This window comes from Lachnoclostridium sp. MSJ-17, assembly GCF_018918205.1.
Lineage (GTDB): Bacteria > Bacillota > Clostridia > Oscillospirales > Acutalibacteraceae > Ruminococcoides.
In genome coordinates this window covers 1-13736 of the sequence record NZ_JAHLQB010000047.1, presented here as the reverse complement: position 1 = coordinate 13736, position 13736 = coordinate 1, and the positions used below count along the sequence as shown (strand labels likewise).

The following is a 13736-nucleotide window of genomic DNA, read 5'->3' as shown; positions in this document are numbered from 1 at the left end:
CTTCGTTTTGTGATTTCGTCTCTGTATGAGCTCATAAATTCAATCCTTTCGGAATTTTCTGTAACTTTATTATTTTACAATTTTCATGCGCCTTATGTCAACATTAATTACGGGATTTATGTTAAAAAAATTTTTTTGAAATATTTCGCTACAAAAACTTGACAAAAAAGTTAAAATATTGTAATATAAGAGTGTACCAAAGATTATTCCTATCTTTTCATATACCTTCCAACTTTTGAGGCAGGGGCAGAAATGCTCCTGTCTCAAAAACTTTAAAAAGGAGATCGTTTTATGTCCGGGTCAATAGGTATCTACATTCACATCCCATTCTGCAAAAACAAATGCCCGTACTGCGATTTTTTCAGCGGAAAGGCAGCGGAAAACGATTATGACAACTACGTCCGCGTTCTGAAAGAGAAAATTCAATATTGGAGCAATAAATCTCCCCAAAAAGTTTCCACCGTTTATTTCGGCGGCGGAACTCCGAGTGTGCTCGGCGCGGACAGACTGACGGATATTCTTAACTGTATTAAAAATTTCTTCACCGTCGAGCCGGAAGCCGAGATCACCGTCGAGGTCAACCCTGAGACCGGGAAAACACTTGATTTTGAAAAGCTCAGAACCGCGGGCTTTAACCGCGTTTCCGTCGGGTTCCAGACTGCAATTGAGCGCGAGCTGAAAGCTCTCGGACGAATACACACCGCCGATGACGCGCTCGTGACAACACAAAGAGCAAAAGCTGCGGGAATAGACAACTTATCGCTCGATCTGATGATGGGAATTCCGCACCAGACAGTTGATAGCCTTAAGGAATCGATTGACTTCTGTAAAAGCTGCGGCGTGAAGCACATCTCGTGCTACCTGCTGAAAATCGAGGAAGGCACGAGGTTTTTTGACATTCAGGGTCAGCTTGATCTCGCCGACGACGATAAGCAGGCTGAGCTCTATTTGTCCGCCGTCGATTATCTCGGCAAGCTCGGATATAAGCAGTATGAGATATCTAATTTTGCCGTTCCGGGCTATGAAAGCCGCCACAATTCCGCCTACTGGAAATGCGGCGAATATATAGGAATCGGGCCGTCAGCGCATTCCTTACTCGACGGCAGTCGGTTCTTTTACGGACGGGATATGAAGGCGTTTGAGGATAATATTATAATACCCGACGGAAACGGCGGCGATATTGACGAGTTCATTATGCTGTCCCTAAGGCTCAAAAGCGGGCTGGTTTTCAGCGAGCTCGAGAAAAAATATCGTCCTCTCTCCCCTGCTCAGATGAAAAAAATCATGACTTTCGCGAAAGCGGGCTTAATGGAGGTTGATTCAAGTCATGCCTGCTTTACTCCAAAGGGCTTTCTGGTGTCAAACGCGGTTATCGCGGAAATAATTTTATAAAACAACGGCTGCCAAAAATCGGCAGCCGTTTTACATTTTGCTCAAATCTATAAACTCAATATCAATTTCAAAGTCCGAATCCGCCGCGCAGACGGAAATTACGTAGTCCGAAAACACAATTGTTTTTAGATAATATACCCTGTTCCCGTCAGCAATACTATTTCCGCTTACGTCAACGGACTTCGCCGGACGGTGAAAGCCATCGCCGATACACTTGAGCAGAGCTTCTTTTTTTGTCCAGAGTCTGAAAAACTCACCCATTTTATCGCGCGCTTCTTTTATAAGACGCAGCTCGTTCTCCGTGAACACTATTCTGCCCATTTTTTCATAGCTGACAAGTTTTGGATACTCAATATCGCAGCCGACCTCTCCCTCGCCGACTGCAAGCAAGACCCAGTCTCCGCTGTGCGAGAGATTAAAAGCAGTGCCGTTCGCCGCCACTGGTTTACCGCGGCCGTTATCGGTAATCCGAGTATCCCCCAGAATGCGCCTTATCATAACTCCGCCCGCGATACAGCGTTTTTTATCGCCGGGCATTTTATATCTGTCAGCCTTTTTCAGCCTTTCGGGAGAAAGCAGATCCCTGTGGCGCGGCTGTACACCGGAAATATTTGACAAATAAAGCTTCATATTTTTTTGCCACCGCCTATATACTTAGGATAGAGCGCGAAGGCGTTCAAGACAGTCGGAACAGACGGTCTTGCCCTCAAACTCGCGCAGTTCTTTTTCTCCGTTGCAAAAGACGCACTTCTTCTCGGCTTTTTTTATGATAATACTGTCACCCTCCGTATTGATTTGCAGAACGTCTCCGGGCTCGATACCCAGATGCTTTCTGATATCTTTGGAGATAACGATTCTGCCGAGCTTATCTATTTCCCTGAAATTAGTAAAAATCATAATCCTTCTCCGAATAACTGCATAAATGATTATAATCCTCTTATGTACATAATAATACCATAAAGTGGCATTTCTGTCAATTATCGACAGGAATCTCGCGCTGATATATTGCGAAAAGAATACTATGTTGTCTGGTGAACGTATATGCTTAATTACATCTGGAGCGGCATCGTGCTCCTGAGCGTGGTATGCTCGATTTTTCTCGGGAACGGCGAAAAGCTGAGCGCCGCAATAGTAGACAGCGGCGCTCAGACAATTCAGCTTCTGCTGACTCTGGCGGGAGTTATGACCTTATGGTCGGGAATAATGAAGATCGCTCAGGAGAGCGGACTGACAGCGCTTTTTGCGAAATTTTTTTCTCCGCTGCTGCATCCCCTGTTTCCGCGGCTCGATAAAGACAGCGACGCCTTCGGAAGCATTACGATGAATATCACCGCGAATCTGCTTGGTCTTGGCAATACCGCTACACCGCTTGGGTTAAAGGCGATGCGTGAGCTTAGCGTTATGAACGGTCACAGCGACACCGCGAGCGACGAGATGATAGTCTTTGTCGTAATGAACACAGCCTCATTGCAGCTTATCCCGACAATGCTCGGCTCTCTCAGGCAGAGCTACGGAAGCAATTCTCCGTTTGAGATACTTATTCCGGTATGGATATGCTCCGCCTGTGCGCTCTCAGTTGCGCTGACAATAGCCGTCGGGCTTAACAAGAGAAAAAGGAGGCTGTAACATGGAGCTTGTGATGCCTGTCTTTGCCTGCGTGATAGTTCTGTTCGGTCTGATTCGGCGGGTTCGCGTCTTGGATGTGTTTATGACGGGAGCAAAGGAAGGAATACGCACTCTGTATAATATCGCGCCTACAATAATCGGATTGATGTTCGCTGTCAGCCTGCTGAAATCAAGCGGTGCGGTCGATGTTATCTGCTCACTTATCGCTCCCGCCGCTCAAAAGCTCGGCTTCCCGCCGGAGATAGTGCCGATGGCTATGCTGCGTCCGGTGTCGGGCAGCGGCGCTACGGCGCTGCTGCTGAGCGTTTTCACGGACTGCGGACCCGACAGCTTTGCGGGCAGAGTCGCGTCGGTACTTGCAGGCTCGAGCGAAACAACATTTTACGCGACGGCAATGTACTTCGGGTCGGTAAATATCAAAAACACCCGTCATACTCTGCCCGCAGCACTTGCCGCCGACTTTACCGCACTGGTGATGAGCGCAGCGACGGTAAAGATGTTTTTTTATTAAAATATAACTGTAATTTCTTTTGACTCCAAATGCCATTGACACAGGAATATAACTATTTGTAGTTTCTCTTGAACGGGATATATAAGAAAAATTTTATGTGGAATTGTATGAAAGGTATTGACTTTTTAAGATTCCCGTCCTAATCAGTCGTTTTTCAACCTGCTTCAAGGGTATGTTTACACATTTTCCACAGAGTTATCCACATTTTATTGAAAAACAAGAATAATACATAATGTATATATTCCGCGCAGGAATTATTATCCGAGGCTTTTAATTCCAAAATAATATAATACAATATTGTTACAAGTGTTACGAGGTGTAAAAATGTTCCCTGAGCGCGCAAAATATCTGAAAGAAATGGAGCTTGGCGGAATTTTGTTCTGCTCTCTGTACTCCATTCTCGCGGGATTTCTGTATGAACTGAGCGGAAAAGGACTTATAGGAGTACTTTTCGGTTCGGTTAACAGCAGTCCGTGGGAGTGTATAAAACCTATCCTTCTCTCCTATCTGCTCTGGGGAATACTTGAAGCCCTCAGCCTGCAGCCGTCCCTGCACAGGCTCACAGCGGCAAAAACATTTTCACTGTATATTCTCGCTGCCGTTCTGATCTTCGGTTCGCTTATTCTGCGCTCATTCGGTCTTGAAACAGACTGCGCGGCGTTTAAGGCGATGTGTCTGTTTTCTCTCTCTCTGAGCGCCGCTGTATCGCTCATGGTTTTTTACTCAAGTGTTGATCTGAGCCGTTTTTTTGCTCCCTGCGTGTTTTTATTATTCCTGTTTCTCGCCTGTTATTTCAGTCTGACGCCCTTTCCGCTTAAAAATATCCTATTTACGGACTGCAAAACAGGGCTTTACGGTCTGATTCCCGATTATTTTGACTTAGGCGACTGTTATCTGAGGTAATTTTTTTCAAAAACCCTATTCTTTTTCCGAAAACTGTGTTATAATATTAAAATGTATAATTATGTGACAAGGGGTTGCCTATGAACGAAAAACAGAACGAAGTAAAAACCGACGTTATTTCCGGCAGAAATCCCGTCAGCGAGGCGATTCGCGGAAACCGCCCGATTGACAAAATCCTCGTTGCGAAAGGTGAAAAAAACGGCGCTGTAGTCGCTATCCTCGCAAAAGCCAAGGCTAAGCAGATCCCGATCAAGGAAGTCGACCGGGTCAAGCTCGACTACCTGAGCGGCGGCTCAACTCACCAGGGAATTCTCGCCTTTGCAGCAGTAAAGGATTACTGCACGGTTGATGATATTTTCAATGCGGCGCGTGAAAAAGAGGAAGCTCCGTTTATCCTTGTGCTGGACGAGCTGGAGGATCCGCACAACCTCGGCGCCATTATACGCACAGCCGAATGCGCGGGAGTTCACGGAGTTATCGTTCCCAAACGCAGAAGCGCAGGTCTGAGCTACACTGTCGGCAAAGCAAGCGCCGGCGCTGTTGAATACATGAACGTGGCGAGAGTCACAAACATAGCGAACACTCTCGACGAGCTTAAAGAGCGCGGCGTGTGGGTATTCGGCGCGGATATGAACGGCACCGACTACGGGAAGTGCGATTTCTCGGAACCATGCGCGATTGTCATCGGCAACGAGGGCAAGGGCATCTCAAGACTCGTCAGAGAAAAATGCGATGTGATAGTATCCCTTCCGATGAAGGGCAAGATCAACTCCCTCAACGCGTCGGTTGCCGCCGGCATTCTGATGTATGAGGCTATGAAAGACAGATAATGAAAGGATGTGAATGCCTTGTCAGATATTAATAAGGACGCGGAAAAGCAGGAGCAGCTGCTCAAGGAGCTTGAGATCGAGAATATCCTCGCGGAAACTCATGAGATGGCTGACCGCGAAAAAATGAAGCGCACCGCTCAGAAATACCGCGTAAAGCCAAAGATTGCGGATATTTTCAGCAACGCAGACATGAAACCGCGCCTGACAAACGCAAATCCGCTTGAGTTGGACAAGGAAGAAAATAACAACACGATCGTCGGAGATAAAAACGCGGCTACAATACAGGCTGAACTGATCATGGACGGCGCGGACGAAAAGGTTCAGACTCCCGAGGAAGCCGAGCGTGAGGCAATAGAAAACGCCGAACGTGAGACTGAGGAGGAAGCTCCTCAGGAAACCGGAAAAATCGTGACGCTTACCCCCGAGTACGCCGAGGACACCAAGTTCTCAGGCGAAGTGCTCAGCACCGCTGACACATTTAAAGAGGCTCCCGTGATCGAAAACATCACTTCAATCGACATAGAGGTGCCCGAAGAAAAAAACGTTCAGCAGGAACAGCCTGCTGAACCCTCGGAGCCGGAAAAACCTGAGCCCGAGACTCCGGAAAAACCAGAAAAACCGCTCGAGAGAGTAGTCGCAAAGGTTCCGATCTACCGTCCCGAGGATCCTAAGGACATGCTTAACATAAAAGCAGGCCGTTTCTCGGAGGTTGTCACTACCGAATACGAGGAGTATATACGCTCCAAGAATCCGTCGGTCATCACTCACGTTATCCGTCCCGAGCCAAAGCCGGATATCGAGGAAGATGAAAAGGAAGAGGACGACCGTTCAGCCAAAGAAAAAATCCTTTCGGCTGTTGTCGGCTTCTTTTCAAAGGACGAATCGGACGACGATGATATTCCTCACGAGAAAGCCAAAACCATCGAGGATTATACCGGCGAGGACGACGAAAAAAGCATTCTCTATGAGCTTAATCACAATATCCGCAAGCTGTTTTCAAGAACGCTTATTATGGGCATTGTTACGCTGCTGTCTATAGTTATGACATTTGTAACGAGGATATTCCCCGACGCCATTATCTCAGCCGTGCCCGTAGCGCCTGCAGCCTACGCCGTATTTAACTTCCTGCTTGTAGGCTTCTCTGTATTTGTAAACAGAGTCGCGGTAATGAGCGGTCTTACTCCTCTGCTCAGGTTCAAGGGCAACTCCGACACCGCTGTCGCTGTCGCCGCAGTCGCGGCTGTGCTGCAGACCATAGTTTCATTCTTCACGCTCGGCGACATGACCGTTTTCAGCGTGAATTACTACTGTGTTGTCGTTCTGCTCGCATTATTCACCAACAATCTGGGCAAGCTGATTATGGTGCTCCGCGTCAAGGATAACTTCCGTTTCGTTTCCTCAAAGGGACAGAAATACGCAGCTAAGATCTATAACAACGAGTACGTCGCCGGCAAAATGCTCAGCGGTACTGCCGCGGACAGAGCTCTTATCGCCTATCAGCACCAGACAGGTTTTCCCGCGAATTTCCTGAAAATTTCCTACGCTCCTGACCCGAGTGAGGATCTCGCCTCCAAGCTTGCGCCGATAACCTCGGTTGTCGCTCTTGTTATCGCCCTGCTTTACGGTGTGGTCAAGCTCTCCTTCGGAGGAGCGATCAATACGCTGGCACTTATTTCCGCGCTTGCGATTCCTGTTTCCACTCTCCTCGCAGTTAACTTCCCCGTAAGAAGGCTGTGCAAGAATCTTCTCGGATATGGCGCAATGCTCGCGGGCTATCCGTCCATAAAACAGTTCTGTGACAGCACCGCTATTATGCTTGACGCGAACGAGCTGTTCCCCACTGACTGCATCGAGCTTGAGGGAATCAAAACATACGAGGACTACAATGTTGACGAGTCCCTGCTCTGTGGTATCGCGGTACTCAAGGAGGCACAGAACCCGCTGGCAAACGCGTTTGACTCGGTTATCTCGGAAACGGGCGAACAGCTTCCCGAGGTTGAGTCGGTGCTTTACGAAGACGAGCTTGGACTTGTCGGCTGGATCAACGGCGAACGCGTTCTTGTCGGCTCACGCAACCTCATGGACAAGTACAGCGTTGAGACCCCTACTCCCGAATATGAGGAACGTTACACCTCCAAGGGCAGACAAATCACCTATATATCACGCGCGGGCAGACTTGTAGCCATGGTCGTCACCATATACCACGCCGACCAGGAGCTTCAGGCTGAACTGCAGCGAGCTGAGGCTAACGGCATCAGCTTCCTTATCCGCACGACCGACTACAATATCACCGACGACCTCGTCGCAAAGCTCTACGGTCTTTTCTATCGCAGCATCAAGGTGCTGCCCACTGGACTCGGTCATGTGCTCAAGGAAGCGCAGACATCAACAGAGGAAACCTCACGCTCTTATCTCATCACGGGCGGAAAGGCTGCGTCGCTTGCAAGAGCAATTTCCGGCAGCGTCAAGATCAAAAGCAATATTTCGCTGGCAATCATGATACAGCTTATCGCTATCGTACTCGGTATCCTCATTGCCTCAGTCCTATCGCTTTACGCGAATATCGGCGTTATGGGTTCGCTCGAGGTGCTGATTTACACATTATTCTGGGCTGTAGCGGCAATCGCAGCGCCCGCTATACAAAAACCGTAACAAACGAAGGGAGAAGTTTATATGCTTATTGCTCCGTCGCTGTTATCCTGCGACTTTTCAAAAATGGGCGATGAAATCGCGCGCATGGACAAGGCAGGTGCGGACTGGATGCACCTTGACGTTATGGACGGCCATTTTGTCCCTAACCTTACCTTCGGCGCTCCCGTTATAAAGTGGGTGCGTCCGTTTACGGACAAGCCCTTCGACGTTCATCTGATGATAAGCGAACCGCTGAAATATATCGACGACTTCGCCGACGCAGGCGCTGATATCATCACCTTCCACATAGAGAGCGATTCCGATATTGACAAGACAATCGAAAAAATCAAGAACCGCGGCTTGAAGGCGGGTCTTGTGCTCAAGCCCAAAACACCTGCGGAAGCGGTTTTCCCCTATCTCGACAAGCTGGATCTGGTTCTTGTAATGACAGTTGAGCCTGGCTTCGGCGGACAGAGCTTTATGGCTGACATGATGCCCAAGGTTGAGGCTATAAAGGCTGAGATCACCCGGCGCGGAATTGATGTTCTGATTGAAGCTGACGGAGGCATCGGAGACGCGACGATTGCCGAGGCAGCAAAGGCGGGAGTTGACGTTTCAGTAGCGGGCACCGCGGTTTTCAAGGCGGAAAATCCAAGTGAAGCCATAAAAAGACTGGCTGCTTTTTAGAAGGGTGATGTCATATGGACGCAACAATCAGACGATTGCAAAATAACCTGATTACGCTTGGTACCGGCTCTGTCGCTTTCGGATTATGGATGCTGATAAAATTTTCTCTTATCTGTATGCTTCAACGCTCGGATTACTATCAAGCTATTGAAGGATTTTCAAAGGAACAGTATGAAATTGCATTTGTTATCACTGTAATGACCTTTGCGGTAGTTTTCTTCATTCACTTCTTAATTATCGGTATTTCCGCACGTGCATTGGGCCGCGGCAGAAAAAACAGCGTGTTTTATCTTATTGTCGCCTTTATTACCGTGTCGTATTATCTGGCTATAATCATTTCTGAGATTTTTTTAATAATCAGCTCCGGTCACAATATTCTCAGCCAATCGGTGAATATTGTTATCGATATATCCGCTGTAATAATACTTTTTGAAATTATCGTTTACAGTATCAGGCTGAAATCTCTGCTCAAGAACTGAGGAGGTGCGCATGAATAAGGATTTTCACTGCTACGCAACCTACTGCGCGGCAATTCTCGCGGGCTATTCCCACGAGGAAAGCGCGGTTATCGGCTACAGCTCACAGATGGTTGACCTCTGCACCAGAACAATGCTGTCAAAGCTCCATGCGCCGCAGTCCGCCGCGACTACACAGCTCCAGCTCGAGCTTATGGACGCGAGAACGGACATAATCGGATTGCAGGATATAACGCGGATCTGGGCGTCGTTCCACTTTTTGCCGGGAGATCTGTACGCTGTGCCTGAGCAGAAATGCTCAAAAAAATATTTGAAAAAATACAGACTTATCTGTAAACCGAACAGCGAACTTCTCGAGAAAACTGTCAGGCGCGCCAAAGGTAAAAATTTGCAGGACGCAGGCATCGCAATGCATGTTCTCGCGGACACCTGGGCGCACAGCTACTTCGCGGGTACGCCCTCGCTCGTTATCAATAACACAAACTACCACTTTTTTGAATTGATTCAGGGCGAGAACGGAGAAGAAGAACGCAAGGTCAACTTTCGCCACAGTCCTTCCTCACCGGACGAACCCGAAAAAAGCGCGTATACCAACACGGTTTACTACAACAATGAAAACTCGATCATGAGTCTCGGTCACGGACGAGCCGGACATCTGCCCGACTACTGCTTTGTCAGATATAAGTATCTTCCCGCCTGGGGCAATTACGAGGAAATAATAAAGGATAATCCTTCGGATTATCTGTGCGCGTTTACTCAAATGGTTTACGCGCTGAAATACCTGAGAGGTACTATTCCCGAGTTCGAGAAAGGACACTATGACACGGAATCGATCGAGCCTGTAAAGGACGAGATACAGCGCATTCTGCACACTGTGCAGCTTGATTCAACAAAGGACTGGCGCGAGCTCGGAAAGAAGCTGTCCGGTCATGAGCTTGAGGAAATCGACGTAGAAGCTATCGAGAAGGAATACCTCGACGCAGATGCTGATGAAAAGGACGATACCTTCCTCGGCAGGTTTATCATCGGCGCTCTGGCTCAGAAAAGCATGGTTACAAATCAAATTTTCCAGTCCGGAAACAGGCTTGCAGGCTACTCCATTGAGCTCGGCAGCAAGGGCTTTAAGGGTATCAGGGATTTCAAAAAGCTGCTGAAACGAAGGGAGGCTGGCTCAGATGAATAGTTTTCAACGTATAATCAGCTTCTTCAAAGGAATCGGACTTGTTCTTTTCGCACTTATTCTTCTGGAATACCCCAAAGACGGAATAATCATCGTTGCCGCTATTATCTCCCTCTCGCTGCTTTTATACGGCTTCCGCCTGCTCTGGTATTACACCAGAATGGCGCGGCACATGGTCGGAGGAAAAAGCATTCTGTTTCAAAGTATAATTTTCCTTGATGTCGCTATCTTTTCAGCTAGCCTGATCACCGAATCGCAGTTCTGGGTGATGATATATCTGTTAGGCGTTTATGCCTTTTCCGGAGCCATTGATATCCTTCGCGCTTTCGAGGCAAAGAAAAACGGAGCTCCGTCCTGGAAAATGAAGTTCTCGGGCGGCTGTATCCGCGTTGCGGCTACTATTGCGCTGTTTGTCATCGGAATAATTTTCCGCGAAACTACCGTCCTTTTATACGGATACTGTATCAACCTCGGTTATGCCGCGGTCATGCATTTTATCAACGCGTTCCGCAGAACCGCTATCGTTTATATTCAATAATTATCAAAAAAATTACCGCTCTTCCCTGTTCGGAGGAGCGGTATTGTTTTATATTATTAAAAATCATTGAACATAAAATCAGCCCAATAATACTGACTCATATATTCGTTAGCGTACGCGTTTACTGCACCGGCGTCAAGCTCGGCAAAGCGGTAGTAGTCACAGTCAAGGGTGCTGACATTTACCGAGAGGCTGTTATAGCTTTTGTTGATAGTTTTTGCGGCGCCGACCTTTTTGAGACTCTTCATCATTGAGGAAATAAGAATCTGCAGATAAGACTGTTGTTTCTTGTCATAAGGCTCGTCCTCAAAAAGCGCGGCGGCTATCTCCTTTATCGTGCAGGAGCTGCCGTGGCGGTGCACAAGGTAAGCGAAGATCTCCTTGGAGCGGCTGCGGTCAAAGTGGACAGGAGCGCCGTCGGGTGTGAACACGTCGAAATTGCCGAAGCACTGAACCTTCAAAAGCGCGTTTTCCTTCGGGACAACCGGAAAGCGAAGATCAGAAAGCTCGCGTTCAACGTCCTCTGCGGTGACGGGCTTCATGATATAGCCGCTCGCATGAAGCTGCATAGCTTCGCCTGTATACTCGCTGTAGCCTGTGACAAAGATAATATTCATCTTCGGATTAACCGCCTTGAGCTCCTTTGCAAGCTCTACGCCGTTCATTCCTCTCATGTGAATGTCGAGAAACGCGATGTCACAGCCGGTTGCTTTAGCCTCTTTCAAAAGTTCCGTCTGACTCGAAAAAGCCGTGATATCCGCGTCCGGCTTTGCTTCCCTCACCGCAAGCTCAAGCATTTTGAGCATCAGCGGCTCGTCATCTACACAGAATATCCTCATTTATTGTTCTCCTTTGGAATTATAACTATTGCTATCGTTCCCTCGCCTATCACACTTGTTATCCTGACCTCGGCGCTGCACATTTCCTTCAGGCGCCTGCGGGTGTTTTCCATTCCTATATGCGAACGTCCGTCGTTCTTTACCGACTCTGTATCAAACCCTACTCCGTCGTCAGAAATGATAACCTCATACGTTTTTTCCGTTTCACGCGTGGCTATTGTTACCGTGCCGCCTTCCTCCTTCATTCCGACACCGTGCTTTACGGCGTTCTCAACCAATGGCTGAACCGACAAAAGAGGAAGCTCAAAATCCCTGCACTGAATATCGTATATAATATTGAGCTTGTCGCCGAAGCGGAGCTTTTCTATATAAAGATACTTTTCAAGGTGGTCAAGCTCCCTTGCGAACGGAACGGGAGAGGTCTGCTTGAGCGAATCCATATTCCCCCGCAGGTATTTGGTGAAGGTAATGGTTGCCTTCTGCGCCGTATCAGGGTCGATCTTGCAAAGCATTGCTATACTCGAAAGAGAATTGTACAAAAAATGCGGCTGTATCTGGCTCACCATAATTGCAACTCTTGCCTCGTAAAGCTCATTCTGCATTTGTTGATAACGGATAGCTTCCTTGTACTGCTTCTTCAAGTCGCGAATAAAACGTATGATCTGATAAACCATTGTTATCGCGCTTCCGAAGATATAGAAATGAATATCGGTGAAGCTGAAACATCTGTTCAGCACATCGAGAATTATCGATATGGTCAGCGGCGTCCATGAGGCTAGTATGAACACTGCCTGCCGGTTATTTCTTGATTCAATAATCAACAGCACAGTGATAATAACCGTACAGATTGCGGTATAGATGTAGATATTCGGGGTCGTAGCATACAGATCGGCGATTCCCGTAAAATGAAAAACAATCGCCGCGATAACAATAAGCAAATACACCGAAGCGGAGACTGTCGCGATGATTCTGGTAACGGGACGCTTGAGATTTGCGCGAAGATAGAATAGCACTGAGATGATAAAGAAATAATTTAGAAGTATTTCGAACATCATACAAACCGAGCAGTCGAGGAACCACAGGTTCATATACTCGCTGACGCTCTGTGCTATCATATATAAACCCCAAAACAGACAAAGGACTCCGAAGGTGAGGTATTTATAATTGATTTTGCCGAGAATGAAGCCCGCTACCGGAAACAGAAAAACACCGAAAAAGCAAACCAGAACAAATAACAGCAGCCACGGAAACGATTCAAAAAAGAATTGAAGATAGCTTCCGTTAGCGAAGCTCATCGTGACCTCGAGGCTGTCGGATAAATTTGTGCGCGATATCGGATACGGGTTATTGAGCTCCAAAACCAGTTCAGTGTCCATTGAAACGCCCATCTCATTGAAATATTCCATATTCAGGTTCTGAACACAGTAGCCGGGCGTGTTCGGCAAATCCATATCGAAAGAAACGCCGAGAGGATAGTGCTCAAAAAAATAATCCTTATCAATCATCGGGTCATCGGGCTCGGGAGAATTGGAGATATAGGCATCGTACAGAGAATCAAGACACTCTTCCCTGCTGAAATATATATGGTCTGCTAAAAGTGTGCCGTCAGCAGTCTTAAGGGTATACCAGACATTCTTTGTGGAAATATTAATATCGGTGAAAAAACTCATTTCCGAAATAAGCTTGCCCTTAAACACTACCTTATGAAAGTCATGGGCTACAATAGGCTTATCAGGGTCAATAGTCAGCCAGTCTCCGTCGTCAACAGAATATTCTCCCTCGAGAAAGACCGTCTTTTTCTCGTAAAAATCAAATCTGTAATAAACCATTGCCCCGAGCGCGATAAGACCGCCGAGCATCGCGAAAACAAGCGCGAGAGATATTATCGTCCATCTTTTGCTTTGAAGCGCCTTTCGCATAAAACTCACCCAAATCCCTTGCATTATATTCCGATTTTGGTTTACTGAATTGAAAAAAGACGCTCTTTTTGAGCGTCTTTTTTCAATGGAGCGGATGACGGGGCTCGAACCCGCTACCTCCACCTTGGCAAGGTGGCGCTCTACCAGATGAGCTACATCCGCATATTTATGGTGCCTCCGGACGGAATCGAACCATCGACACGG

14 protein-coding genes and 1 tRNA gene are annotated in these 13736 nt (G+C 47.5%); 10 read left to right on the top strand and 5 right to left on the bottom strand.

Annotation, left to right across the window (positions count from 1 at the left end; genetic code table 11):
• Window positions 1–291: 291 nt before the first annotated feature.
• Entirely contained in the window at window positions 292–1392 is a 1101-nt protein-coding gene (hemW, locus tag KQI64_RS04125; protein WP_216523468.1) for a radical SAM family heme chaperone HemW, read from the top strand.
• Between the two features lie 30 nt (window positions 1393–1422).
• Here hemW and KQI64_RS04120 read toward each other — a convergent pair whose 3' ends face one another.
• Together KQI64_RS04120 and KQI64_RS04115 are read right to left on the bottom strand one after the other, a co-directional pair.
• Complete coding sequence (locus KQI64_RS04120) at window positions 1423–2022, bottom strand: 4'-phosphopantetheinyl transferase family protein (protein WP_216523467.1); 600 nt, start codon at window positions 2020–2022, stop codon at window positions 1423–1425.
• 24 nt (window positions 2023–2046) lie between these two features.
• Complete coding sequence (locus KQI64_RS04115; RefSeq protein WP_216523466.1) at window positions 2047–2289, bottom strand: AbrB/MazE/SpoVT family DNA-binding domain-containing protein; 243 nt, start codon at window positions 2287–2289, stop codon at window positions 2047–2049.
• A 144-nt stretch (window positions 2290–2433) separates the two neighbouring features.
• Here KQI64_RS04115 and KQI64_RS04110 point away from each other — a divergent pair, with 144 nt between their 5' ends.
• The 9 genes from KQI64_RS04110 (at window position 2434) to KQI64_RS04070 (ending at window position 10774) form a co-directional block, all read left to right on the top strand.
• Window positions 2434–3018: a nucleoside recognition domain-containing protein gene (locus KQI64_RS04110; RefSeq protein ID WP_216523465.1), complete on the top strand. Its 585-nt coding sequence runs from the start codon at window positions 2434–2436 to the stop codon at window positions 3016–3018.
• Window position 3019: 1 nt separating this feature from the next.
• Window positions 3020–3529, top strand: coding sequence for a spore maturation protein (locus KQI64_RS04105; protein WP_216523464.1), 510 nt, complete (start codon window positions 3020–3022; stop codon window positions 3527–3529).
• Window positions 3530–3853: 324 nt separating this feature from the next.
• The gene (locus KQI64_RS04100; RefSeq protein WP_216523463.1) at window positions 3854–4432 is read left to right on the top strand and encodes a DUF6512 family protein; all 579 of its coding nucleotides are present in this window, start codon (window positions 3854–3856) and stop codon (window positions 4430–4432) included.
• An 80-nt stretch (window positions 4433–4512) separates the two neighbouring features.
• Complete coding sequence (gene rlmB / locus KQI64_RS04095; RefSeq protein WP_216523462.1) at window positions 4513–5262, top strand: 23S rRNA (guanosine(2251)-2'-O)-methyltransferase RlmB; 750 nt, start codon at window positions 4513–4515, stop codon at window positions 5260–5262.
• A gap of 18 nt (window positions 5263–5280) precedes the next feature.
• Complete coding sequence (locus tag KQI64_RS04090; protein ID WP_216523461.1) at window positions 5281–7914, top strand: hypothetical protein; 2634 nt, start codon at window positions 5281–5283, stop codon at window positions 7912–7914.
• A gap of 21 nt (window positions 7915–7935) precedes the next feature.
• A complete protein-coding gene (rpe, locus tag KQI64_RS04085) occupies window positions 7936–8580 on the top strand; it encodes a ribulose-phosphate 3-epimerase (RefSeq protein WP_216523460.1) in 645 nt (214 codons plus the stop codon).
• A 14-nt stretch (window positions 8581–8594) separates the two neighbouring features.
• Window positions 8595–9059, top strand: a complete 465-nt coding sequence (locus tag KQI64_RS04080; RefSeq protein WP_216523459.1) for a hypothetical protein — start codon at window positions 8595–8597, stop codon at window positions 9057–9059.
• Between the two features lie 10 nt (window positions 9060–9069).
• The gene (locus KQI64_RS04075) at window positions 9070–10239 is read left to right on the top strand and encodes a DUF6765 family protein (protein WP_216523458.1); all 1170 of its coding nucleotides are present in this window, start codon (window positions 9070–9072) and stop codon (window positions 10237–10239) included.
• Window positions 10232–10774: a hypothetical protein gene (locus KQI64_RS04070; protein ID WP_216523457.1), complete on the top strand. Its 543-nt coding sequence runs from the start codon at window positions 10232–10234 to the stop codon at window positions 10772–10774. The genes KQI64_RS04075 and KQI64_RS04070 overlap by 8 nt, the downstream gene beginning before the upstream one ends.
• Window positions 10775–10830: 56 nt before the next feature.
• Here the strand turns inward: KQI64_RS04070 and KQI64_RS04065 are convergent, their stop codons facing one another.
• The 3 genes from KQI64_RS04065 to KQI64_RS04055 form a co-directional block, all read right to left on the bottom strand.
• Window positions 10831–11613 (bottom strand): response regulator, encoded by a 783-nt coding sequence (locus KQI64_RS04065; RefSeq protein ID WP_216523456.1) that lies wholly within the window; start codon window positions 11611–11613, stop codon window positions 10831–10833.
• Window positions 11610–13532: a sensor histidine kinase gene (locus KQI64_RS04060; RefSeq protein ID WP_216523455.1), complete on the bottom strand. Its 1923-nt coding sequence runs from the start codon at window positions 13530–13532 to the stop codon at window positions 11610–11612. Before KQI64_RS04060 ends, KQI64_RS04065 begins: the two co-directional genes overlap by 4 nt.
• Before the next feature lie 86 nt (window positions 13533–13618).
• Window positions 13619–13694, bottom strand: a tRNA-Gly gene (locus tag KQI64_RS04055).
• Window positions 13695–13736 lie beyond the last annotated feature (42 nt).

Excerpts from the sequence above, each read along its gene's own strand:
- KQI64_RS04115 (WP_216523466.1), bottom strand. The coding sequence starts at position 2,289 with ATGATTTTTACTAATTTCAGGGAAATAGATAAGCTCGGCAGAATCGTT.
- rlmB (WP_216523462.1), top strand. The coding sequence starts at position 4,513 with ATGAACGAAAAACAGAACGAAGTAAAAACCGACGTTATTTCCGGCAGA.
- KQI64_RS04070 (WP_216523457.1), top strand. The coding sequence starts at position 10,232 with ATGAATAGTTTTCAACGTATAATCAGCTTCTTCAAAGGAATCGGACTT.
- KQI64_RS04105 (WP_216523464.1), top strand. The coding sequence starts at position 3,020 with ATGGAGCTTGTGATGCCTGTCTTTGCCTGCGTGATAGTTCTGTTCGGT.
- hemW (WP_216523468.1), top strand. The coding sequence starts at position 292 with ATGTCCGGGTCAATAGGTATCTACATTCACATCCCATTCTGCAAAAAC.
- KQI64_RS04100 (WP_216523463.1), top strand. The coding sequence starts at position 3,854 with ATGTTCCCTGAGCGCGCAAAATATCTGAAAGAAATGGAGCTTGGCGGA.
- KQI64_RS04110 (WP_216523465.1), top strand. The coding sequence starts at position 2,434 with ATGCTTAATTACATCTGGAGCGGCATCGTGCTCCTGAGCGTGGTATGC.
- KQI64_RS04060 (WP_216523455.1), bottom strand. The coding sequence starts at position 13,532 with ATGCGAAAGGCGCTTCAAAGCAAAAGATGGACGATAATATCTCTCGCG.
- KQI64_RS04080 (WP_216523459.1), top strand. The coding sequence starts at position 8,595 with ATGGACGCAACAATCAGACGATTGCAAAATAACCTGATTACGCTTGGT.
- KQI64_RS04075 (WP_216523458.1), top strand. The coding sequence starts at position 9,070 with ATGAATAAGGATTTTCACTGCTACGCAACCTACTGCGCGGCAATTCTC.
- rpe (WP_216523460.1), top strand. The coding sequence starts at position 7,936 with ATGCTTATTGCTCCGTCGCTGTTATCCTGCGACTTTTCAAAAATGGGC.
- KQI64_RS04065 (WP_216523456.1), bottom strand. The coding sequence starts at position 11,613 with ATGAGGATATTCTGTGTAGATGACGAGCCGCTGATGCTCAAAATGCTT.
- KQI64_RS04120 (WP_216523467.1), bottom strand. The coding sequence starts at position 2,022 with ATGAAGCTTTATTTGTCAAATATTTCCGGTGTACAGCCGCGCCACAGG.